Source organism: Raineyella antarctica, assembly GCF_900092135.1.
GTDB lineage: Bacteria > Actinomycetota > Actinomycetes > Propionibacteriales > Propionibacteriaceae > Raineyella > Raineyella antarctica.
Window position 1 is genome coordinate 42,039 of the sequence record NZ_FMYF01000008.1, and the last position, 22,417, is coordinate 64,455.

Annotated in this window: 19 protein-coding genes and 1 pseudogene; 7 read left to right on the plus strand and 13 right to left on the minus strand. The window is 70.6% G+C overall.

Annotated features, from left to right (window positions below):
- Nucleotides 1-41: 41 nt before the first annotated feature.
- Entirely contained in the window at nucleotides 42-1,571 is a 1,530-nt protein-coding gene (locus tag GA0111570_RS12190) for a catalase (RefSeq protein ID WP_092611545.1), read from the minus strand.
- A 13-nt stretch (nucleotides 1,572-1,584) separates the two neighbouring features.
- Nucleotides 1,585-2,031: a Fur family transcriptional regulator gene (locus tag GA0111570_RS12195; RefSeq protein WP_092611548.1), complete on the minus strand. Its 447-nt coding sequence runs from the start codon at nucleotides 2,029-2,031 to the stop codon at nucleotides 1,585-1,587.
- A gap of 199 nt (nucleotides 2,032-2,230) precedes the next feature.
- On the opposite strand from GA0111570_RS12195, the gene GA0111570_RS18435 reads away from it, so the two are divergent.
- The 5 genes from GA0111570_RS18435 (at nucleotide 2,231) to GA0111570_RS12220 (ending at nucleotide 8,370) form a co-directional block, all read left to right on the plus strand.
- Nucleotides 2,231-2,554 carry a YlxR family protein gene (locus GA0111570_RS18435; protein WP_217634147.1) on the plus strand — a complete coding sequence of 108 codons (324 nt, stop codon included), beginning with the start codon at nucleotides 2,231-2,233 and terminating at the stop codon, nucleotides 2,552-2,554.
- 138 nt (nucleotides 2,555-2,692) lie between these two features.
- On the plus strand, nucleotides 2,693-5,785 hold the full coding sequence (infB, locus tag GA0111570_RS12205) for a translation initiation factor IF-2 (RefSeq protein WP_092611554.1): 3,093 nt from the start codon (nucleotides 2,693-2,695) through the stop codon (nucleotides 5,783-5,785).
- Between the two features lie 146 nt (nucleotides 5,786-5,931).
- Complete coding sequence (rbfA, locus tag GA0111570_RS12210) at nucleotides 5,932-6,453, plus strand: 30S ribosome-binding factor RbfA (protein WP_092611557.1); 522 nt, start codon at nucleotides 5,932-5,934, stop codon at nucleotides 6,451-6,453.
- 2 nt (nucleotides 6,454-6,455) lie between these two features.
- Nucleotides 6,456-7,370, plus strand: coding sequence for a tRNA pseudouridine(55) synthase TruB (gene truB, locus GA0111570_RS12215; RefSeq protein ID WP_281245208.1), 915 nt, complete (start codon nucleotides 6,456-6,458; stop codon nucleotides 7,368-7,370).
- Nucleotides 7,371-7,458: 88 nt separating this feature from the next.
- Complete coding sequence (locus GA0111570_RS12220; protein WP_245703185.1) at nucleotides 7,459-8,370, plus strand: bifunctional riboflavin kinase/FAD synthetase; 912 nt, start codon at nucleotides 7,459-7,461, stop codon at nucleotides 8,368-8,370.
- A gap of 98 nt (nucleotides 8,371-8,468) precedes the next feature.
- Here GA0111570_RS12220 and GA0111570_RS12225 read toward each other — a convergent pair whose 3' ends face one another.
- Entirely contained in the window at nucleotides 8,469-10,094 is a 1,626-nt protein-coding gene (locus GA0111570_RS12225) for a ribonuclease J (protein ID WP_092611847.1), read from the minus strand.
- 97 nt (nucleotides 10,095-10,191) lie between these two features.
- Between GA0111570_RS12225 and GA0111570_RS12230 the strand changes: the two genes are divergently transcribed.
- Nucleotides 10,192-10,740 (plus strand): GNAT family N-acetyltransferase, encoded by a 549-nt coding sequence (locus tag GA0111570_RS12230; RefSeq protein ID WP_175557475.1) that lies wholly within the window; start codon nucleotides 10,192-10,194, stop codon nucleotides 10,738-10,740.
- A gap of 27 nt (nucleotides 10,741-10,767) precedes the next feature.
- On the opposite strand, the gene GA0111570_RS12235 is transcribed toward GA0111570_RS12230, so the two are convergent.
- The 9 genes and pseudogenes from GA0111570_RS12235 to rsmD all read right to left on the minus strand — a co-directional run bounded on the left by GA0111570_RS12235 (nucleotide 10,768) and on the right by rsmD (nucleotide 19,602).
- A complete protein-coding gene (locus GA0111570_RS12235) occupies nucleotides 10,768-11,670 on the minus strand; it encodes an aminoglycoside phosphotransferase family protein (protein ID WP_175557476.1) in 903 nt (300 codons plus the stop codon).
- A 5-nt stretch (nucleotides 11,671-11,675) separates the two neighbouring features.
- Entirely contained in the window at nucleotides 11,676-12,413 is a 738-nt protein-coding gene (gene dapB / locus GA0111570_RS12240; RefSeq protein ID WP_092611566.1) for a 4-hydroxy-tetrahydrodipicolinate reductase, read from the minus strand.
- A gap of 60 nt (nucleotides 12,414-12,473) precedes the next feature.
- Nucleotides 12,474-13,691 (minus strand): M16 family metallopeptidase, encoded by a 1,218-nt coding sequence (locus GA0111570_RS12245; protein ID WP_092611569.1) that lies wholly within the window; start codon nucleotides 13,689-13,691, stop codon nucleotides 12,474-12,476.
- Between the two features lie 426 nt (nucleotides 13,692-14,117).
- Nucleotides 14,118-16,277, minus strand: a pseudogene (locus GA0111570_RS12250) (polyribonucleotide nucleotidyltransferase); the annotation flags it as partial.
- Between the two features lie 312 nt (nucleotides 16,278-16,589).
- The gene (gene rpsO, locus GA0111570_RS12255; RefSeq protein WP_092611575.1) at nucleotides 16,590-16,853 is read right to left on the minus strand and encodes a 30S ribosomal protein S15; all 264 of its coding nucleotides are present in this window, start codon (nucleotides 16,851-16,853) and stop codon (nucleotides 16,590-16,592) included.
- Nucleotides 16,854-17,054: 201 nt separating this feature from the next.
- The gene (gene rpmB, locus GA0111570_RS12260; protein WP_092611578.1) at nucleotides 17,055-17,240 is read right to left on the minus strand and encodes a 50S ribosomal protein L28; all 186 of its coding nucleotides are present in this window, start codon (nucleotides 17,238-17,240) and stop codon (nucleotides 17,055-17,057) included.
- A gap of 111 nt (nucleotides 17,241-17,351) precedes the next feature.
- The gene (gene argE, locus GA0111570_RS12265; protein ID WP_092611581.1) at nucleotides 17,352-18,539 is read right to left on the minus strand and encodes an acetylornithine deacetylase; all 1,188 of its coding nucleotides are present in this window, start codon (nucleotides 18,537-18,539) and stop codon (nucleotides 17,352-17,354) included.
- Entirely contained in the window at nucleotides 18,536-19,045 is a 510-nt protein-coding gene (gene coaD, locus GA0111570_RS12270) for a pantetheine-phosphate adenylyltransferase (protein WP_092611584.1), read from the minus strand. Before coaD ends, argE begins: the two co-directional genes overlap by 4 nt.
- Nucleotides 19,042-19,602, minus strand: coding sequence for a 16S rRNA (guanine(966)-N(2))-methyltransferase RsmD (rsmD, locus tag GA0111570_RS12275; protein WP_092611587.1), 561 nt, complete (start codon nucleotides 19,600-19,602; stop codon nucleotides 19,042-19,044). The genes coaD and rsmD overlap by 4 nt, the downstream gene beginning before the upstream one ends.
- A gap of 89 nt (nucleotides 19,603-19,691) precedes the next feature.
- Between rsmD and GA0111570_RS12280 the strand changes: the two genes are divergently transcribed.
- Nucleotides 19,692-20,123, plus strand: a complete 432-nt coding sequence (locus tag GA0111570_RS12280; RefSeq protein WP_092611590.1) for a pyridoxamine 5'-phosphate oxidase family protein — start codon at nucleotides 19,692-19,694, stop codon at nucleotides 20,121-20,123.
- A gap of 6 nt (nucleotides 20,124-20,129) precedes the next feature.
- Here GA0111570_RS12280 and GA0111570_RS12285 read toward each other — a convergent pair whose 3' ends face one another.
- Nucleotides 20,130-22,316 carry an ATP-dependent DNA helicase RecG gene (locus GA0111570_RS12285; protein WP_092611593.1) on the minus strand — a complete coding sequence of 729 codons (2,187 nt, stop codon included), beginning with the start codon at nucleotides 22,314-22,316 and terminating at the stop codon, nucleotides 20,130-20,132.
- Nucleotides 22,317-22,417 lie beyond the last annotated feature (101 nt).

Sequence of the window (22,417 nt, forward strand, 5' to 3'; positions counted from 1 at the left end):
CAGCAGTTGCTCCCCCGCCCCCTCGGACGTCCGGCGGCGGATCAGCCCTTCAGGATCTGGTCCTCCGCGATCGGGTCGCTGCCGGGGACCTGGTCCACCTGGCCCTGGCTGTGGGCCTCCTCGATCGCCGCCCCGACCTGGTCATCGATGTTGCGCCAGTACTCGAAGACGCGCGACAGCACCGGCTCGTCGACGTCGACCAGGCTGCCGGCGACCGTCTCGACCAGGCGCTCGCGCTGGGCGTCGGTGAAGACGTCCCGGACCAGGGTGTGGGCCTGGCCGAAGTCGTCGTCCTCGGCGTGCAGCGTCGCAGCACTGCGGACCAGCTCACCGTCGACCTCCCAGCCGTTGTCGACCGGACCTTGCTGCTCGGCCCAGGGCCGGCCCTTGGAGTTCGGCGCGTAGACCGGCGCCGCGCCGTACTGCTGGTACTGCATGTGGCCCTGGTCCAGGAAGGTGTTCCCGGTGCCGTTGAGCGGCTGGTTGACGGGCAACTGGTGGAAGTTGGTGCCGATCCGGGCCCGATGGGCGTCGGCGTACGCGAAGACGCGGGCCAGCAGCATCCGGTCCGGCGAGATACCCGTGCCCGGGACCAGGTTCGACGGCGCGAACGCGGCCTGGTCGATCTGGGCGAAGAAGTTGGACGGGTTCTCGTTCAGGGTCATCGTGCCGACCTTGATCAGGGGGTAGTCCCGGTGCGACCACACCTTGGTGAGGTCGAAGGGGTTGAACCGGTAGTCGGCGGCCTCTGCGTACGGCATCACCTGCATCGACAGGGTCCAGGACGGGAACTCGCCGCGGTCGATCGCGTCGTACAGGTCACGACGATGGAAGTCCGCGTCCTTGCCGGCGAGCTCGCCGGCCTGCTCGTTGGTCAGGTTCTGCACCCCCTGGTCGGTGTGGAAGTGGTACTTGACCCAGAACTTCTCGCCCTGCGCATTCACCCACATGTAGGTGTGCGAGGAGTAGCCGTTCATGTGGCGCCACGAGCGGGGCAGCCCGCGGTCGCCCATCAGGTAGGCGACCTGGTGCGCCGACTCGGGGGACAGCGTCCAGAAGTCCCACTGCATCTCGGCCGAGCGCAGGCCCGAGTCGGGCAGCCGCTTCTGCGAGCGGATGAAGTGCGGGAACTTCATGGCGTCACGGACGAAGAACACCGGGGTGTTGTTGCCGACCATGTCGAAGTTGCCCTCGGTGGTGTAGAAGCGCAGCGAGAAACCACGGACGTCACGCCAGGTGTCCGGACTGCCCTGCTCGCCCGCGACGGTGGAGAAACGTGCCAGCATCCGGGTCTTCGCGCCCGGCTGGAAGAGTGCGGCCTTCGTGTACCGGGTCACGTCCTCGGTGGTGACGAACTCGCCGAAGGCGCCGCTGCCCTTGGCATGGGGGGACCGCTCCGGCACCCGCTCGCGGTTGAAGTGCGCGAGGGTCTCGACCAGGTGGACGTCGTGCAGGACGATCGGGCCGTCGGGGCCGACGGTCAGGGAGTGGGCGTCGCTGAAGGTGGGTGCCCCGCTGGTCTCGGTGGAAGGGCCGGTGGGGGAGAGGGGGGTGAGTGGACTGTCGGTCATGGGTTCTCCTCGTTCATCGTGGCGTGGGGGCTCGGCGGGCAGCCGGTTCCTGGCATCGCGGGCAGAGCCCGACGTACTGGATCTCCGTCTGCAGGACGAGGTACCCCTGGGTGTCCTCGGGCATCGGTACGGCGGCCGGGCCGGTGGCGCAACGGACATCGGAGATCGCGTTGCACCCGCGGCAGACCAGGTGTTCGTGGTGGTCGCCGGTCTCGAGTTCGTACCTGGCCCGACCCGAGACGGTGTCGAGACGACGTACGAGGGACGAGTCCTCCAGGATGTGCAGGACGTCGTAGATGGTCTGGGTGGAGACACTGCCCAACCGGCCGAGCACACCGCGGCGGACCCCGTCGACGTCCGCGTGCGGCGAATCGGCCAGCTCCAGGAGCACCCCCACCCGGGGAGCCGTCACGCGCAGGCCCGCTCGTCTGAGCAGGCCCGTCGCTTCGGCTCGTTGCATGCCAAGGAGCCTATCGGCCGGACCGGGAGCATTGTCGGATATTGGCCGGTCCCCGCGATTCCCCGGCGTGGCCGGCAGGGACGGACGTGACCCGCGAGGGTTCCTCGGGCCGGGCGTGGAAGTGCGCGGATCCACCAAGCGAGGCAAGGAATCGGCAGGACGATTCGTCCCTGCGGCCACAGTCCGCTAAACTTCGACGGTGGCCCGTCCTTTGTCCGCTCATGTACCTGAACGTACGTGTATCGGATGCCGAGGTCGGTCCACCAAGTCCGGACTGGTGCGCCTTGTCTGGGATCGTACGGAGCTGAGCGTGGCCGTGGACCCCAGCGGGACAGCCCAGGGACGGGGTGCATGGGTGCACCCCGACCCCCACTGTTGTGACCTGGCGATGCGGCGCCGAGCCGTGGGACGAGCTCTGCGAGTCCCCGATGTCGACGGTGAGCAGGTGGCCTCCCTTTTGGCCTCTGTTCAGTCGAAGGCTGCCGTCTCCGAGGGCCATCACGCCTCACCCGGACAACTGTGAGTTACGACACCCGGTCGACCGACCGGGCGGAACCAGAAAGTGGGCAAGCGCTCATGACCACTCGATGAGTACTCATCAATGAGCATGCACGGCAACTAGCTGGTCCGGCTCGACTGACCCGGACCGCAGAGGAGAGTAGTGGCAAAGGTCCGAGTCTACGAGCTCGCTAAAGAGCTTGGCGTCGAGAGCAAGGAAGTCCTGAAGACCCTCAACGACATGGGTGAGTTCGTACGGTCGGCGTCGTCGACCATCGAGGCTCCCGTCGTGCGACGACTGAAGGAGAAGATGGGCGGTTCGGTTGCCCCGAAGCCGGCACCCCGGCCGGGACCGCGTCCCGCGGCTCCTCGCCCTGCGGCACCCGCCGCACCGGTGGAGACCGTTGAGCAGACCCCGCAGGCGCCGACCCCGGCGCCCCAGATGCCTGCGCCCGCGCAGGCCCCCGCAGCCCCGGCACCGACCCCGCGTCCTGAGCGCGGCGTCCGCCCCGGCCCGCGTCCCCAGGTGAGCGACGAGTCGCCCGCACGTCTCGCGGTGACCGAGGAGGCTCCTGCGCGTCCGCAGGTGGCCGATGAGGCCCCCGCGCGTCCGCAGCCGGCCGATGAGGCCCCCGTGCGTCCGCAGGCCGAGCAGCCGACCCGCCCCGCCGCCCCGCGTCCCGCCGGTCCCCGACCGACCGGGTCCGCGCCGGCACCGCAGCCCGGACCGCGTCCGGCTGCTGCCCCGCGTCCGGGTGCGGCACCCCGCCCCGGTGCACCCCGTCCGGCCGCCGGTCGCCCCGGCGCGCCCGGTACCCCCGGTGCCACTGGCACGGGCACGGGTGCGCCCCGTCCCGGTGTCCCCGGAGCACGTCCGGGCCCGCGTCCGGGCGCTCCCAAGCCCGGCCCCGCCGGTTCTGCGCCGGCCCCCGGCGCACGCCGTAGTGGCCCGCGTCCGGGCAACAACCCGTTCGCCTCCTCCCAGGGCATGGGCACGCAGCAGCGTCGTCCGCGTCCCGAGGGTGGTCGTCCCGAGACCGGCGGTCGTCCGGCACCGGGTCAGCACCCGGGTGGTCCGCGTCCGGCCAGTGCCCGTCCCGGCGGTCCTTCGCCGGCAGGCATGCCGCGTCCGAACCCGGCCATGATGCCCAAGCACCACTCCACCCAGCTCGCCCCGGCAGGTCCGGGCGGACGGCGTGGGGGCCCCGGTGGTGGCGGTCGTGGTCGTACCGGTGGTCCGGGTGGCCCCGGGCGTGCCGGTGGCTTCGGCGGTCCCTCGGCCGGCCCGAGCACGGGTCCGGCGGGTCGCGGCGGTGGCCGCGGTCGCGGTGGCACCCAGGGCGCCTTCGGTCGCCCCGGTGGCCCGTCGCGTCGCGGACGGAAGTCCAAGAAGCAGCGTCGCCAGGAATTCGACGAGATGGAGGCACCGTCGATCGGCGGTGTGCGCATCCGCAAGGGTGACGGCGCCAGCGTCCGACTTCGTCGTGGCGCGTCGCTGTCCGACCTCGCCGAGAAGATCGGTGTGGATCCGGCAGCCCTGGTGCAGGTGCTCTTCTCGCTCGGCGAGATGGTGACCGCCACCCAGTCGGTCTCTGACGAGACCCTGCAGCTGCTCGGTGCCGAACTGGACTACAACATCCAGGTCGTTTCGCCCGAGGACGAGGACCGTGAGCTGCTGGAGTCCTTCGACATCGAGTACGGCGAGAACGAGGGCGGCGAGGAGGACCTCGAGGCCCGCCCGCCGGTCGTCACCGTCATGGGTCACGTCGACCATGGCAAGACGAAGCTGCTGGACGCCTACCGCCACTCCAACGTGGTGGCCAAGGAGGCCGGTGGCATCACGCAGAGCATCGGTGCCTACCAGGTCGCGACCGAGGTCGACGATCGCGAGCGGAAGATCACCTTCATCGACACCCCCGGTCACGAGGCGTTCACCGCCATGCGTGCCCGTGGTGCCAAGTCGACCGACATCGCGGTTCTCGTGGTGGCTGCCGACGACGGTGTGATGCCGCAGACGATCGAGGCGTTGAACCACGCCCTGGCGGCCGATGTCCCGGTCGTGGTCGCGGTCAACAAGATCGACAAGCCGGCGGCCGACCCGACCAAGGTCCGCGGCCAGCTGACCGAGTACGGCCTGGTCCCCGAGGAGTACGGCGGCGACACCATGTTCGTCAACGTGTCCGCGGTGACCGGTGAGGGTCTGGACGAGCTGCTGGAGGCCATCGTGCTGACGGCGGATGCATCGCTCGACCTGCGCGCCAACCCGGACATGCCCGCCCAGGGTGTCTCCATCGAGGCGCACCTCGACAAGGGCCGCGGCCCGGTCATCTCGGTGCTGGTCCAGCGCGGAACCCTGCGCGTCGGGGACTCCGTCGTGTGTGGTGCGGCCCACGGCCGCGTCCGGGCGATGATTGCCAGCAACGGCGAGCTCGTGGACGAGGCCCCGCCGTCGATGCCGGTCCAGGTGCTCGGTCTGACCGCCGTGCCCGGTGCGGGTGACACCTTCCTGGCCGTCGAGGACGATCGCAAGGCCCGACAGATCGCCGAGCAGCGTGAGGCGCGCCAGCGTGCCGCACAGCAGGCCCGGGGCGCGCGTCGCAAGACGCTCGACCAGATCTTCGAGCAGATGGAGAAGGGCGAGGTCCAGGAACTGGCCCTCATCCTCAAGGGCGATTCGGCCGGTTCGGTCGAGGCCCTGGAGGACGCCCTGCTCAAGATCGACGTCGGCGAGGACATCTCGGTGCGCATCATCGACCGCGGTGTCGGTGCCATCACCGAGACCAACGTCACGCTGGCGTCGGCCTCCGGCGCTGTCATCATCGGCTACAACGTGCGTGCCCAGGGGAAGGCGACCCAGCTCGCCGACCAGGAGAACGTCGACATCCGCTACTACTCGATCATCTACCAGGCGATCGACGAGGTGGAGGCTGCGCTCAAGGGCATGCTCAAGCCGATCTTCGAGGAGGTCGTGCTCGGTCAGGCGGAGATCCGCCAGATCTTCAAGTCCTCCAAGGCCGGCACCATCTCCGGTGTCATGGTCCAGAGCGGCATCATGCGGCGCCATGCGAAGGCACGCGTGCTGCGTGACGGCGTCGTGGTGGCCGACACGGAGATCAACACCCTGCGGCGCGAGAAGGATGACGCCACCGAGGTCCGCGAGGGCTTCGAGTGCGGCATCACGCTCTCCAACTTCTCCGACGTACGGGTCGATGACATCATCGAGACCTACGAGATGCGGGAGAAGCCGCGCGCCTGATCCGCGTCCCCAGGGACGTGGTCCGGTGGCCCTGCGGGGCCACCGGGTAGCGCGTACGACATGTGTGTGAGGGGCGGGGCCCCGAGGGCCTCGGCCCGATGGGACCCCCGCCCCTCATGCGTCCCCAGTAATTGAAAGGATGTGGCATGCCCAACCCGCGCGTGCTCAAGCTGGCCGACCAGATCAAGTCGATCGTCGCCCAGATGCTGGAGAAGCGGATCAAGGATCCGCGCCTCGGCTTCGTGACCATCACCGACGTGCGCCTCACCGGCGACACCCGCGAGGCCACCGTCTTCTACACCGTCTACGGCGACGACGGGGCCCGCGCCGGTTCCGCTGCGGCGCTCGCGTCCGCCACCGGCCTGATCCGGTCCACCGTCGGCAAGCAGCTCGGCCTGCGCCACGCGCCCTCGATCACCTTCATCCTCGATGCGCTGCCCGAGTCGGCCGCCGGTATCGAGGACCTGCTCGCCCGCGCCCAGGCCGGCGACGCCGCCCTCGCCGAACAGCGGGCCGCCGCAGCATACGCGGGGGAGGCCGATCCCTACCGGCGCAAGGAGGAGGACGAGGAGGACGAGGGCGAGGACGAGGACGACCCCGCCCACACCGACGACCAGGCCGACCCGGCCGGTCCCGCGGACCCCTCCGACCTCTTCGAGCGCGACTGACCGTGGGCGCCCCGCGCAACCAGGGCCCCTCGGGGCTGGTCGTGGTCGACAAGCCCGCCGGGATGACCTCCCACGACGTGGTCTCCCGGGTCCGCCGCCTGGTCGGCACCCGCAAGGTCGGCCATGCCGGGACCCTCGACCCGATGGCCACCGGGGTGCTCATCCTCGGTGTCAACCGGGCCACCCGGCTGCTCGGTCACCTCGCGCTGCACGACAAGACGTACGAGGCGACGATCCGGCTCGGGCAGTCGACGGTCACCGATGATGCGGAGGGGGACGTGGTCGCCGCCGCGGGGGCCGGCGGACTGGACGACGAGGCGGTCGCCGCCAAGGTCGCCACGCTGACCGGCGACATCGAGCAGCGACCCTCGGCGGTCTCGGCGATCAAGGTCGACGGCCAGCGCTCGTACGCCCGGGTCCGGGCCGGTGAACAGGTCGAACTGCCCGCCCGCCCGGTCACCGTCAGCAGGTTCGACGTGCTGGAACGCCGCGACGGCCTTGTCGACGGGGTGGCCGTCGTCGACCTGGACGTCCGGGTCGACTGCACCACCGGCACCTACATCCGGGCGCTGGCCCGCGACCTCGGCCAGGCCCTGGGTACCGGAGGCCACCTCACGGCACTGCGCCGTACCCGGGTGGGGGGCTTCGACCTGTCGGTGGCCCAGCGCCTACCCGGATGGGACGAGCAGGACGCCACCATCGACGTCCTGGACATCGACACCGCCGTCCGGTCCTCCTTCCCCTGGCTCGAGCTCGACGAGGCTGCCGCCCGCGAGGTGGGCTACGGCCGGCGCCTGCCCGGGCTGGCGCTGCCCGCGCCGCTGGCGGCACTCTACGGCCCGGACGGCACCTTCCTGGCCCTCTACCGCCAGGACGGGCCCGATGCCCGTCCCGAGGCCGTGTTCACCACCGGTTGAGGCGTCCCGGGACGGATGTCGGGCCGCCCGCGGGGCCGGGAACGACTACCATCAACGAGGATCCTTCCGCTGGTCGACGAGGAGAAGTGTGAGCGAGAGCGTTGTCGTCATCGGCAATTTCGACGGGGTACACCTGGGGCACCGGGCGGTGCTGGAGCACGCCCGTGAGCTGGAACCGGGTCTGCCCGTCGTGGCGATGACCTTCTGGCCACATCCGCTCAGCGTGGTCCGACCCGGCCACGAGCCCAAGCTGCTCTGCGACCTGGACGAACGGGTCGCCCTGCTGCAGGCAGCGGGCGCCGACCGGGTCGAGGTGGTCCCGTTCACCAAGGAGTTCTCCGAGCAGAGCCCCGAGAGCTTCGTCTCCTCGATCCTGCTGCCGCTGTCCCCGGCCCGGGTCGTGGTCGGGCAGAACTTCCGCTTCGGCCACTCCGCCGCCGGCACCGTCGACACCCTGCGCGAGCTCGGCCGCGAGCACTTCAAAGTAACGGCCATCGACCTGGTCCGCAGCCCCCTGCACACCCATGGCGGGTCGGGGCGCACCTCCTCCACCAGGATCCGGGAGGCGCTGGCCGAGGGCGACATCGATACCGCCGCCCAGATGCTCGGGCGTCCCTACAGCTTCGCCGGCACCGTCGTCCACGGGGACCGGCGCGGCCGCGAACTGGGCTTCCCGACAGCCAACCTCACCGTCTCCGACAAGCGCGCCGCTCCGGCCGACGGCGTCTACGCCGGCTGGCTGGAGCAGATCGACCGCCCGGACCTGGCACCGATGCCCGCCGCCATCTCCGTCGGCCGCAACCCCACCTTCGACGGCACCGACCTGCGCGTCGAGTCGTACGTGCTGGACCGCACCGACCTCGAGTTGTACGACGTACGGGTCCGGGTGCTGTTCGTCAGCCGGATCCGCGGCCAGATCAAGTTCGACGGGATCGAGGCGCTCATCACGCAGATGAACGACGACGTCGACCTGATCAGGCAGCAGCTGACCGGGCGCTGAGGCACCCCCGGCCGCCCCCTCGGGCGGCGGCCCGCAGCGAACGACAAGGGCCGGTCACCCCACGGGGATGACCGGCCCTGGTGCTGCCGAGGGGTGGTTCAGGCCTCGATGATCACCGGGACGATCATCGGGCGGCTGCGGTACCGCTTGTTGACCCAGCGGCCGACGACGCGGCGTACGGTCTGCTGCAGCCGGTGCGGGTCGTCCACGTCCTGTTCCAGCGCCTGCCGCAGAGCCTCGGCGACCTCGGCCCGGATGTCGTCGAAGACCGAGTCGTCCCCGGCGAACCCACGGGCGTGGATGTCCGGCCCGGTGACGACGGTGTTCGAACGGGTGTTGACGACGGCGATGATCGAGATGAAGCCCTCCTCGCCGAGGATCTTCCGGTCGGTCAGCTGGCTCTCGGAGATGTCCCCGACCGTGGTGCCGTCCACGAAGATGTAGGGCGCATCGACCTGGCCGACGATCGAGGCCCGGTGGTCGCGCACGTCGACGACCGAGCCGTCCTGGCAGACCAGCGCACGGTCCCGCGGGACGCCGGTCGCGACGGCCAGGTCGGCGTTGGCGATCAGGTGGCGCGGCTCCCCGTGCACGGGCATCGCATTGGCGGGGCGGACGATGTTGTAGCAGTAGAGCAGTTCGCCGGCGCTGGCGTGGCCGGAGACGTGCACCATGGCGTTGCCCTTGTGCACCACGTGCGCCCCGAGCTTGGCCAGCCCGTTGATGACGCGGAAGACGGCGTTCTCGTTGCCCGGGATGAGCGAGGAGGCGAGCAGGACGGTGTCCCCGCGCCGCAGTTGGATCACCGGGTGCTCCTGGTTGGCCATCCGGGCCAGCGCCGAGAGCGGCTCGCCCTGGGAACCGGTGGAGACGATGATCAGGTCTTCCCGGGGCACCGAGGCGATGTCCTTGAGGTCGACCAGGACCCCCTTGGGCACGTTCAGGTAGCCCAGGTCGGCGGCGACCGTCATGTTGCGGACCATCGAGCGCCCGACGAAGACGACCTTGCGCTCGTACAGGTGGGCCACGTCGAGGACCTGCTGGACCCGGTGGACGTGCGAGGCGAAGCAGGTGACGATGATCATCTGCTCCGAGGTCGCCACCACCCGCTCCATCGCCGGGGCGATGTCCTTCTCCAGCGGGGTGAAGCCGGGGGTCTCCGCGTTGGTGGAGTCCACCATGAACAGGTCGACGCCCTCCTCGCCGAGCCGGGCGAAGCGGCGCAGGTCGGTGATCCGGCCGTCCAGGGGCAGCTGGTCCATCTTGAAGTCGCCGGTGTGCAGCACGGTGCCGCCGGCCGTACGGATCGCCACGGCCAGGCCGTCGGGGATGGAGTGGTTGACCGCCATGAACTCCAGGTCGAAATTGCCGACGGTGAGGCGGGTCTCGTCGCCGACGACCTTCAGCACGGCGCCGCGCGCGAGGCGGTGCTCCTTCAGCTTCGCCTCGACCAGGGCGAGGGTGAGCTTGCTGCCGTACAGCGGCAGGTCGGGGCGCTGGCGCAACAGGTAGGGGACGGCGCCGATGTGGTCCTCGTGGCCGTGGGTCAGGACCAGGCCGGCGACGTCATTGATGCGGTCCTGGATGATCTCGAAGGCCGGCAGCAGCAGGTCGACGCCGGGATGGTCGTCCTCGGGGAACAGGACTCCGCAGTCGACGAGGAGCAGTTGGCCGTCGATCTCGAAACTGGTCATGTTGCGACCGATGTCGCCCAGACCTCCCATCGGGATCACACGCAGGGTGCCTGCTTCGAGGGTGGGGGGAGTCTTCAAGCCGGATGGTGACACCGGGACAGCCTAGCCGACCGGCTAGCCTGACGGTGTGAACTCCCAATCCGCGCCGCTCCAGACCGTCCGCACCGCATGGCCCGCCGAGGCCGCGGACATCGCACCGATCCAGCGCCGGGTCTGGGTGGAGGAATGGTCGGCGGCCGAGGCCGAGGCGCTGCTGGCCGCCACGGACCTGGCCGCGATGGCCGAGGCCTGGAACGAGGCGATCACCCGGCCGCCGGTGGCCGGCTGCCGGGTGCTGGTGGCCCTGGAGGGGGAGCGGGTCGTCGGGTTCGCCGCAACCGCGCCGAGCGATGACGAGGACGCCTCACCGCGCGACGGGATGGTTGCGGAGTTCGCCATCGATCCCGTGGCCCGGCGCCAGGGCCACGGCTCGCGGCTGATGAACGCCGCCGTCGACACCCTGCGCAACGACGGCTTCACCACCGCGACCTGGTGGGTCCGGACAACCAACGACGCCCTGCGCGCCTTCCTGCAGTCCGCCGGGTGGGAACCCGACGGGGCGACCCGGTCGTTCACCTCCGACGACGGCGGCTTCACCGTCAAGCAGGTGCGGCTGCGGGTCCGTACGACCGACTGACCGGGCCGGTCGGGACGGCCGACCGGGTCACGTGAGCTGGTCGCGGATGCCCTCGATCAGCTTGCTGAAGTTGCGCCGGGTGATCGGGTCGGCGATCAACGCCGTGTAGACCATCACGGCCCAGCCGGCGGAGCGCTCCCGGATCGCCGGGTCGTACGCCCCCTCGGCGTCGATGATCGACCAGAACTCCTCGCGCTGCCCGCGGTCGAAGGTCAGCCAGGCGGCGGCCAGGTCCACGGCCGGGTCACCGGCGGCGACGTCGCCGAAGTCGATGATCCCGACCAGCCGACCCTCCACCTGCAGCAGGTTGCCGGGGTGGACGTCACCGTGCACCCACATCGGCGGGCCCGGCCAGACCGGGGCGCGCAGACTGCGCTCCCACGCGGCCCGCAGGAACGCGGTCCGCTCCTCACCGAGCCAGTCCACCACCGAGGGCCACCGGTCGCTGACGGCCCGGGCGCGCGCCCGGAGCGGCACCCCGCGGTACGGGTTGCGCGGGGCCTCCCGCGGCGCAGGGCGATGGATCGCCATCAGGGCCCGTGCCAACGGGGCGACCAGTCCGCCCCGCTCGGTGATCGGGAGCTGGCTCACGTCCTTGCCGGGGATCCACTGCACGATCGTCCAGGGCCAGGGCAGGACCATGCCCGGGGTCCCGGTGAAGATCGGGATCGGCGCCTCGATTCCGTGGGCACGCAGCGGAGCAGAGGCGGCCTCCACCCAGGCGATCTCGTGGCCGGCGAGCTCGGCGCCCTCGCGGCGCTGGGGGACGCGGACGACGTGCGCGTCGCCGAGCTTGTACAGCACGCTGTCCCAGCCCTGGCCGAGCAGCTCCAGCGGAGCCTCGGCCAGGTACGCCAACTCCGGGGGCAGCTGCGAACGCAGCAGACGGCGGACCAGTTGCGGGGTGACGGAGACCAGGCGTTCGGACACGGGCGTCAGATGCCCAGCAGGTCCTCGATGCCCTCTGTCAGGCCTGGTCGGTCCCCGACGGCGCGCACCGCGGCGAGGACACCGGTCATGTACGAGGTCCGCGAGAGCGAGTCCTCGCGGATCGTCAGCGTCTCACCGGGGTTGCCCAGCAGGACCTCCTGGTGGGCGAACAGGCCGCGCTGGCGCACGCTGTGCACGTGCACCCCGTCGACGACCGCCCCACGGGCGCCGTCGAGCTGGGTGGCGGTGGCATCGGGGGAGGGCCCAACGCCGGCTGCCGCGCGGGCGGCGGCGATCTTCCTGGCGGTGGTGACGGCGGTCCCGGAGGGGGCGTCGACCTTGTCCGGGTGGTGCAGCTCGACCACCTCCACGCTCTCGTAGAAGCGCGAGGCCTCGGCGGCGAACTTCATCATCAGCAGCGCGCCGACGGAGAAGTTGGAGGCGATGATGGCGTTCGTCCCCGGCGCCTCGGCCAGCCAGCCGCGGACGGTGTCGAGCCGCTCCGGGGTGAAGCCGGTGGTGCCGACGACGCAGTGCACGCCCTGCCCGATCGCCCAGCGCAGGTTGTCCATCACCTGGTCGGGCACGGTGAAGTCGACCACCACGTCCGCGTCAGCCACCGGCCCGCGGTCGTCCCCGGCGTCGATCGCGGCTCCGAGCTCGAGGTCCGGTGCGGCCTCCACCGCAGCCACGACCTCGCGGCCCATCCGCCCGCGTGCCCCGAAAACGGCCACCGTTGTCATACTTGCTCCTTGTGTGGGATCCGGCTGTCATTGTTCCATGCCGGGCAGGGGTTGGGCAGGTCAGCCGAGGGAGACCGGCGTGTGCTCCTGCCAGGGTCCGACCACTGCCAGGGTCGGCCGGCCGGTGAAGAGCTCCGCGGCAAGGGCGTGCACGTCCTCGCGGGTCACCGCCGCCACCTCGGCCATGATGTCGGCGACGCTGCGCGGGTCGTCCTGCAGCCACGTACGCCCGTTGCGGGACATGTGGGAGGCCGGCGACTCCAGTCCGAGCAGCGTCTGGCCACGGATCTGGCCCTTGGCCCGGGCCAGTTCCTCCTCGGTGATGCCGTGCGCGACGACGTCGTCCAGCACGCTGCGGACCACGTCGATGATCGGCTGCAGCCGGCTGGGCGCACACGCCCACTCGATGCTGACCTGGCCGGCATCGGTGTAGGCGATCTCGCTGGCGTCGATGGTGTACGCCAGGCCCCGCGACTCGCGGACCTCGACGAACAGCCGGGCGGACATGCCGCCGCCCAGGACGGTGACCAGGACGTCGAGCGCCGACCGGCGCGGATCGAGCAGGGCCGGTCCGGGCCACGACATCACGACCTCGAGCTGCTCGAAGTCGCGGGTCGCGACGAACACACCGGGCTCGGCGACCGCGGGTGCCCCGCCGACCGCGGCCTCCAGGGGTGGCCGGCGCGCGGACAGGGCCTGGTCGAGGGGGGCCAGGGCCTCCAGCAACTGGTCGTGGTCGACGGCGCCGGAGGCGCTGACCACGATGTCGTCGGCGCGGTAGCGGGAGCGCCAGTAGTCCACGACCGTGTCGCGCTCCATGGCGCGGATGCTGTCGACCGAACCGATGACGGGCCGGGCGAGCCCGCTCGGGCCGTACAGGCGGCGGGCGGTGATGTCGTGTGCCACGTCGCCCGGATCGTCGTTTCCCATCGCGATCTCCTCCAGGACGACCGTCCGCTCCGAACGGAAGTGCTGGGGCCGGATCAGCGAGTGGGCGAGCATGTCCGACATCACCTCGATGGCTCGCGGGGAGTCCTCCGCGAGCAGGCGGGCGTAGAAGCAGGTGTGCTCCTTGGCCGTGTACGCGTTCAGGTCGCCGCCGACGGCTTCGATCGAGGCGGAGATCTGTTCGGCGCTCAGCCGTTCGGTTCCCTTGAAGAGCACGTGCTCGAGCATGTGCGAGGCACCGTGCAGGGCATCGGTCTCACCGCGTGACCCGACGCCGACGAAGAAACCCAGGTTGAAGGCGGCGGTGTGGGCCAGTCGTTCGCTGACCACGCGCAGGCCACCGGGCAGGGTCGTACGGTGCAGGTCGCCGGCCAGTGCTTCGGCCGACAGGACGGGACGAGTGATGGGATGACCTCCATTGGGGGGAGCGTCGCAGGGAGGACCCCGGACGACGCGTGCTGCTGGGAACGACGTCGCCCCTCACGTACGGGACGGAGGGGCGACGTCGAAGGGGCCCGTGAGGGCCGGCGATCACTCCTCGGAGGAAGAGCCCTCACCGGCGTTCTCGGAACCGGCCTCGTCGGCCGGCTTGTGGTGCGTACGGCGACGACGACGCGGGGAGCGCTCGGTCTTCTCGCCCTCCTCGGCACTGTTGTCCTCGTCGGCCTCGGCACCGTTGTCGGTGTCCTCGGCAACAGCCTTCTCGGCAACAGCCTTCTCGGCCACGGCCTCGGGCTTGCCCTCCACCACGGGGGCGAGCGACAGCTTGCCGCGGTCGTCGACCTCGGTCACCTCGACCTGGATCTTCTGGCCGACCTTGACGACGTCCTCGACGTTCTCGACGCGCTTGCCGCCGTTGAGGTCACGCAGCTTGGTGACGTGCAGCAGGCCGTCCTTGCCCGGGAGCAGGGAGACGAAGGCGCCGAAGTTGACGACCTTCACCACGGTGCCGAGGTAGCGCTCGCCGATCTCCGGCATCGTCGGGTTGGCGATCGCGTTGATCATCGCGCGGGCGGCGTCGGCAGCCTCGCCGGTGGTCGCACCGATGTAGATGGTGCCGTCGTCCTCGATCGAGATGTTGGCGCCGGAATCCTCCTGCATCTGGTTGATCACCTTGCCCTTCGGGCCGATGACCTCGCCGATCTTGTCGACCGGCACGTGCATCGTGATGATGCGCGGCGCGTACTGGCTCATCTCGTCGGGCTCGGAGATGGCCTCGCCCATGACGTCCAGCAGGGTCATCCGGGCGTCGCGGGCCTGCAGCAGCGCCTTGGCCAGCTCCTCGGACGGGATGCCGTTCAGCTTGGTGTCCAGCTGGAGGGCGGTGACGTAGTCACGCGTACCGGCGACCTTGAAGTCCATGTCGCCGAGGGCGTCCTCGGCGCCGAGGATGTCGGTCAGGGCGATGTACTTGGTCGTACCGTCGACCTCCTCGCTCATCAGGCCCATCGCGATGCCGGCGACCGAGGCGCGCAGCGGCACGCCGGCGTTCAGCAGGGACAGGGTCGAGGCGCAGACCGAACCCATCGAGGTCGAGCCGTTCGAGCTGAGGGCCTCGGAGACCTGGCGGATGGCGTAGGGGAACTCCTCGCGGCTCGGCAGGACCGGGAGCAGGGCGCGCTCGGCGAGCGCACCGTGGCCGATCTCGCGACGCTTGGGGGAGCCGACCCGGCCGGTCTCGCCGGTGGAGTACGGCGGGAAGTTGTAGTGGTGCATGTAGCGACGGGTGCTCTCCGGGGAGAGCGTGTCGATCTTCTGCTCCATTTCCAGCATGTTCAGCGTGGTCACGCCGAGGATCTGGGTCTCGCCACGCTGGAACAGCGCCGAGCCGTGCACCCGGGGGATGATCTCCACGTCGGCGGACAGGGCGCGGATGTCGCTGACGCCACGGCCGTCGATCCGGACACCCTCGGTGAGGGTGCGGTGCCGCACGACCTTCTTCTGTACGGCCTTGAACGCGGCCTTCAGCTCGGCCTCGTCGGAGTAGCTGTCCAGCAGGGTGCCGACGACCTTGGCCTTCAGCTCGTCCTCACGGGACTGGCGCTCCTGCTTGGCGGCGATCGCCATCACCTCGCGCATCTCGTCCAGCGCGAGCTTCTCGACGGCGTCGTACGCCTCGGGGCCGTAGTCGGCGAACAGCGGGAACTGGCGCGGCTCCTTGGGCAGCTCGGCGGCCAGGCTGGCCTGGGCGTCGCACAGCACCTTGATGAAGGGCTTGGCGGCCTCGAGGCCCTCGGCCACGACCTCCTCGGTCGGGGCCTTCTTGCCGGCCTTGATCAGCTCGACCATGTTGTCGCCGCCGCCGGCCTCGACCATCATCACCGCCACGTCACCGTCGGGCAGCACCCGGCCGGCGACGACCATCTCGAAGGTCGACTCGGCGTCCTGCTCCACGGTGGGGAAGCAGACCCACTGGTCACCGATCAGTGCGACGCGGACGCCGCCGATCGGGCCGGAGAAGGGCAGGCCGGAGATCTGGGTGGACATCGAGGCGGCGTTGATGGCGACCACGTCGTAGCGGACGTTCGGGTTCAGCGCCAGGATGGTCACGACGACCTGTACCTCGTTGCGCAGGCCCTTGACGAAGGACGGGCGCAACGGGCGGTCGATCAGGCGCGCGGTCAGCACCGCGGAGGTGCCGGGGCGACCCTCGCGACGGAAGAACGAGCCGGGGATCTTGCCCGCGGCGTACATCCGCTCCTCGACGTCGATGGTCAGCGGGAAGAAGTCGAAGCCCTCGCGCGGGTGCTTGCCGGCGCTGGTCGCCGACAGCAGCATGGTGTCACCGTCGAGGTAGACGGCGGCAGCGCCGTCGGCCTGCTGGGCCAGTGCGCCGGCCTCGAAGCGGACGACGTGCTTGCCGAACGAACCGTTGTCGATGATGGCTTCGGAGAAATGAACGTTGGGTCCCTCCATGGGGACTCCTTTCGTGTATGCCCGCAGGGGCACACGGCCGGTCCGTGCTCGGAGACCGGTCTTCGATCGAGGTCCGCGGGCCTGCACGTCCCTCGAGGGGACGGCTTCCCGAAGACCACTACCGAGGACCGAGGACTCCCGAAGCGACCGGGCCCTACGTTTGTGGCAGGTGGACAGATGCCTGTGTGGACCACAGACATCGGCGAGTCTACCCGACAGTCCCTGCCGGGTCGATTCTGGCGTGGGTGTGCCGGGACAGAGGAGAGGCGGCCCCCCGTGGGGGACCGCCTCTCCTCGATGCTGCGGGACGCCTCAGCGACGCAGGCCCAGCCGCGCGATCAGGGCGCGGTAGTGCTCGATGTCGTTCTTGGCGATGTAGTTCAGCAGACGGCGGCGCTGGCCGACCATGAGCATCAGGCCACGACGGGAGTGGTGGTCACCCTTGTGCTCCTTGAGGTGCTCGGTCAGGTGTGCGATCCGCTTGGTCAGCAGGGCCACCTGGACGTCCGGAGAGCCGGTGTCGCCAGGGTGGGTCGCATAGTCTTCGATGATCTTCTGCTTCTCGGCAGCATCCATGGCTGCTCTCCTTTCGTCGGTCCCGTTGCGCGGCGCTGGTTCTACAGCTCTTGGGTGTCCGCGGCCGATCAGACGGCAAATGGGGGGATCAGGCGACCTGCTGGTCGTGATGCCCATCCGGGGGTGGGGGTGATGCGTTTGTCAGGCCTGACCCGAAGGGACCCGCCGGCGGCGGATCCCCCCAAGGTCGGGGTGGCAGGGTCAGCGAGAGACCTTGCCGGCCTTGAGGCACGAGGTGCACACGTTCATGCGCCTGGTCGTCCCGTTCATCGTCACGCGGATGCGCTGGATGTTCGGGTTCCAACGACGGTTCGTCTTCTTCTTCGACCAGGGCACGTTGTGTCCAAAGCCCGGGCCCTTGGCGCAGATGTCACATACGGCAGCCACTGGTGGATCTCCTTCTGGAACGTGTCGGTTGTCACCGTGTCGCGTCGGATCGACACGAAAGCAACCGGCACAGCATAGCGGACCGCGGCGGCGGATGGGAAATCCGCCGTCCTACCGCTGGACCGACAGGTGGTCGACCATCGAGCGGAGGAAGTCCTGGCAGGCCTCCAGCTGCGCGATCTCGACGTACTCGTCGGGCCCGTGCGCCTGGGCGATGTCACCCGGCCCGCAGATCACCGTCTCCACGCCCGCGGCGCAGAACGGGCCACCGTCGGTGCCGTACGTCACGTGCTCGTCGCTGGGCCGGCCACCGAAGTCCAGCGCCGCGCGGACCGTGGGGGAGCCGGGGTCGGTGGAGAGCGCCGGGACCGAGTCCCGCACCGTGACGACCATCCCGGCACCGGGGTGCTCGGCGCGCATCTGCTCGGTGAGCTCGGCGGCCAGGTTGTGCAGGGTCGCCACCACCTCCTCGGGGTCCACCGCGGGGATGGTCCGGAACTCCAGCACCACCTGGCACGCGGCCGGGACGATGTTCTGCGCGGTACCGCCCTCGATCGTCATCACCCCACCGGTGGAGTAGGGCACCACGTACGAGTCGTCGTACGGGCCGTGCTCGCGCCAGTTGTCGAGGACCTGCCGGAACCCGGTGCACAGCCGGGCCGCGTACTCGATGGCGTTGCAGCCCTCGGCCGGCAACGAGGAGTGGGCGGCGGCGCCCCGGACCTCGACCCCCACGATGGTCACCGACTTGTGGCCGGTGATCACCGCCATCGAGGTCGGCTCACCGACGATGCAGGAGCGGGGCTGCAGGCCCAGGTCGGCCAGGTCCTTGACGATCTGGTTGCCGCCGCGGGCGGCGAGCTCCTCGTCGAAGGTCAGCGCCAGGTGGACCGGTTCGGACAGTTCGGCGGCGGCGAGCGTGGGCAGGGCGGCCACGACGAGGGCGAGGAAGCCCTTCATGTCGGCCGACCCCCGGGCGTACAGCCGCCCATCACGGACCTGCGGACGGAACGGCTCGGTGGTCCAGTCCTGGCCGTCGACGGGAACGGTGTCCATGTGGCCGCTGAGGGCGATACCGCCCTGCACGGTGCCGTCCGCGGCCGGGACGGTGGCGACCAGGTTGGCCTTGGTGCCCGTGGGGTCGGGGCACAGCCGGACCTGGATGCCCAGCCCGCGGCACTCCTCGGCGATCGCCTCGGCCACCGGCAGGTTGGACAGTCTGCTCGTCGAGTCGATCGCCAGCAGTCGCCCGATCCACTCCACGGCCCGGTCGTCGAGCCGGCCCCAGTCCCCACTCATGCCTGGTCCTCCTCGTCGCCGGACCGGCCGGCGGGCCGCTCGGCCCGCGACTTCAGGGCGGCCACGACGAAGCCGGGGACGAACGGTGACACGTCCCCGTGCATCATCGCGATCTCGCGGACCAGGGTGGAGGAGACGTACGACCACTGGGCGGCGGTCGGCAGCAGGATCGTCTCGATCCCGGTGAGCTGCTTGTTCATCTGGGCCATCTGCAGCTCGTAGTCGAAGTCGGAGGCGAACCTCAGCCCCTTCACGATGGCGCTGATGTCGTGCTCGCGGCAGTAGTCGGCCAGCAGCCCGTCGATCGGGCTGACCCTCACGTTGGGTACCTGGGCACAGGCCTGGGTGAGCATCGAGACCCGCTCGTCGAGGCTGAACAGCCCGTTCTTCGAGGTGTTCCGGCCCACGCCGACCACTACTTCGTCGAAGAACCGGGCGGTCCGCTCGATGATGTCGAGATGGCCATGGGTCACAGGGTCGAACGACCCGGGGCAGATGGCCCTCATCGGTCCTCCTGTGCGTAGTAGATCGTGGTTTCACCATAACGGCGCGACCAGCCGTCGATGCCCTCGGGCCAGACCGGCGCGGCGTCGCGCGAGGCCCGCTCCAGCACCAGCAGGCCGTTGCCGGCCAGCCAGCCGGAGGCCCAGGCGCCGCCCAGCAGGCGCTCCAGGTGGTCGGTGGGAACCGGGTAGGGCGGGTCGGCCCAGATGATGTCGTACGCCCGAGGCGGGGTCCCGGCCAGCACGTCGTCGACCGAGGCGGCCCGGACGTCGACGGCCAGCCCCAGGCTGCGGGCGTTGGCGCGGGCCAGGTCGGCGGTGCGCCGGTCGGACTCCACGGCGGTCACCGGGCCCGCTCCCCGGCTGGCCGCCTCAAGGGCCATCGCCCCGGAGCCGGCGTAGAGGTCCAGGAAGGCGAGTCCGCGCAACCCCTCGCCCGACCACGCCTCCAGGGCGGAGAAGACAGCCTCGCGGACCCGGTCGGTGGTCGGACGGGTCCGGTCACCGGGCGGCGTCGCCAGTCGTCGCCCCCCATGGGACCCGGAGATGATGCGTGTCACGCCAGACAGGCTACCGACCCGTGCCGGACCCGGTCGCTGCGAGGCTAGAGTCGGATCAACTGGACACCTAGTCGCGGAGGCGAAGAGCGATGGCGTACGAGGACAACGAGGCGGTCACCGAGCTCACCGAGCAGGAGGCCTGGGAGCTGCTCGCCGGCGCACCGATCGGCCGGTTGGCGACCACTGTCGGCGATGACATCGAGATGTTCCCGGTCAACCACGTCGTCGACGACGGGACGGTGGTGTTCCGCACGGCCGCGGGCAGCAAGCTGTTCGAGCTGACGGTCAACTCCCGGGTCGCGTACGAGGTCGACTCGTACGACGAGCAGCAGGGCTGGAGCGTGGTGGTGCACGGAGCTGCCGAGGTGCTCTCCGGGTCAGAGGAGCTGGCGAAGGCCGAGCAGCTGCCGCTGCGGCCCTGGATCGCCACGGTCAAGACGCACTACGTGCGGATCACCCCGCACAGCGTGTCGGGTCGGCGGTTCCAGTTCGGCCCCGAACCCGAGGGCTGGCACCTGTGAGCCCGTTCACTCGTCGAGGCTGACCAGCTCCATCCGCCTGATCGCGTCCCGGAAGCCCGGGGTCTGCGCGTCCGGATCGAGCGCGACGGCCCGCTCCGCCACGTCGCGGGCCAGCCCGATCAGGTCGGCGTCCCGGGTGACGTTGAGCAGGCGCATGCCGGTGTGCGAGCCGGCCTGGTTGGTGCCCAGGACGTTGCCCTCGCGGCGCTGGGCCAGGTCGAGGTCGGCCAGCGCGAAGCCGTCACGGGTGGCCGCGAGCCCGTGCAGGCGCTCCATCGTCCGCTCCATCGTGGTGTCCTCCTGGGCGGCCGCCAGTAGCAGGCAGAGGCCGGGAAACTGGCCGCGGCCGATCCGGCCCCGGAGCTGGTGCAGCTGGGAGATGCCGAAGCGTCCGGCGTCGCAGACCACCATCATCGAGGCGTTCGGCACGTCGACCCCGACCTCGATCACGGTGGTGGCGACCAGCACGTCGATAGCGCCGGCGGCGAACTCCGACATCACCCGGTCCTTGTCCTCGGTCGCCATCTGGCCGTGCAGGGCGGCGATCCGGACCCCGCCGAGCGGCGTCCCGGCGAGCCGGTCGACGACCTCCTCCAGCGACCAGCCGTTCTCCGGGTCGTACGCATCGCCCTCCGGGGTGATCCGCGGGCAGACCACGAACACCTGCCGGCCCTGCGCGACCTCCTCGCGGGCCCGCTCCCAGGCCCGCTCGACCCAGCGGGGGTGGGCCTGCACGTCGACCACGTTCGTGGTCACGTCCGAGCGCCCGGCCGGCACCTCCCGCAGCGTCGAGACCTCCAGGTCCCCGTAGATCGTCAGTGCGACCGAGCGGGGGATCGGGGTCGCCGTCATCACCAGCACGTGCGGGTGCAGGGCTGCCTTCGCGTTCAGCGCGTTGCGCTGCTCCACGCCGAAGCGGTGCTGCTCGTCGACCACGACCAGGCCGAGGTCGGCGAACTGCACGGCGTCCGAGAGCAGCGCGTGGGTCCCGATCGCGATGCCGGCCTCACCGGAGGCGATCGCCAGCAGCGCCTTCTTCTTCTGCGCGGCGGTCATCGACCCGGTCAGCAGGACCACCCGGGTGCCACCGAACATGCCGCCGCCGGCCAGGTCGCCCAGCATCGTGCTGATCGAGCGGAAGTGCTGTACGGCCAGCACCTCGGTCGGGGCGAGCAGGGCGGACTGGCCGCCGGTGTCGACCACCGACAGCATCGCCCGCAGTGCCACCACCGTCTTGCCGGAGCCGACCTCGCCCTGCAGCAGCCGCTGCATGGCCAGGTCCTTGCCCAGGTCGGCGGCGATCTCCGCCCCCACCTGCTGCTGGCCCTCGGTCAGCTCGAACGGCAGCCGCTGGTCGAAGGCCTCCAGCAGGCCCCCGGTCGCAGGATCGCGCGGGATGGCTGCCAGTCGGCCGTGGTCGGCCCGTCGGTAGGCCATCGTCAGCTGGACCTCGAGTGCCTCGTCGAAGCTGAGCCGTTCCAGTCCGGCCTCGACCTGGCCCAGGTCGGGGGGCTGGTGCACCGCCCGCAGCGCCTCGACCAGTGGCAGCACGTCACCGGCCTCTCGCACCCAGTCCGGCCAGGGGTCCGGCAGGTCGCCCAGGGCGTGCAGCGTCAGGCCGGCGGCCTCGGCGATGTCCCAGGTCGGCAGCTTGGCGGAGGCGGGGTAGATGCCGATCGGCCCGCCACGGAACACGCTGGCCATCGACCGGTTGCGGTCCGACCCGGCGACGAAGAAGCCCTGCTCGTCGACGATCACGTAGTCGGGGTGGGACAGCTGGGGCTCCCCGCGGAACTCGCCGACCTTGGCCGAGAAGATGCCACGGGCCCCGGGCTGCAGCGACCGCTGCCACCACTCGAGCAGGTGGTTGGCACCGAAGAAAGTGGCGGGGAGCTTGGTCCGGCCGTCGGTGAGACGGACCTCCAGCCGCCCCCGGCCCTTGCGTCCCGGTGGTCCCGGGTGGGCGCGCACCTCGGCGACCCGGGCCAGGAGGGCCACGTGGGTGCCGACCTCTACCTCCGACAGGTCGCTGAGCTCGGTGCCGACGACGTACCGGCGGGGCACATGGTGCATCAGGTCACCGACGGTACGGATGCCCATCGCCGCGAACGACTTCTCCTGGGCGCCGACGACCAACCCGATGCGCTGGTCCAGCGCCGCGTACGCCTCGGACCTCCAGCCGCCCGCTGCCATCGGTGTCCCCTCTCCAGTCTGGGGCAGGCCAAGGGGCCGCCCTCGGCGCAAGCCTAGGAGGCACCCCTGACGATCCGGCTTCCCGGCCCACGGGCCGGTCG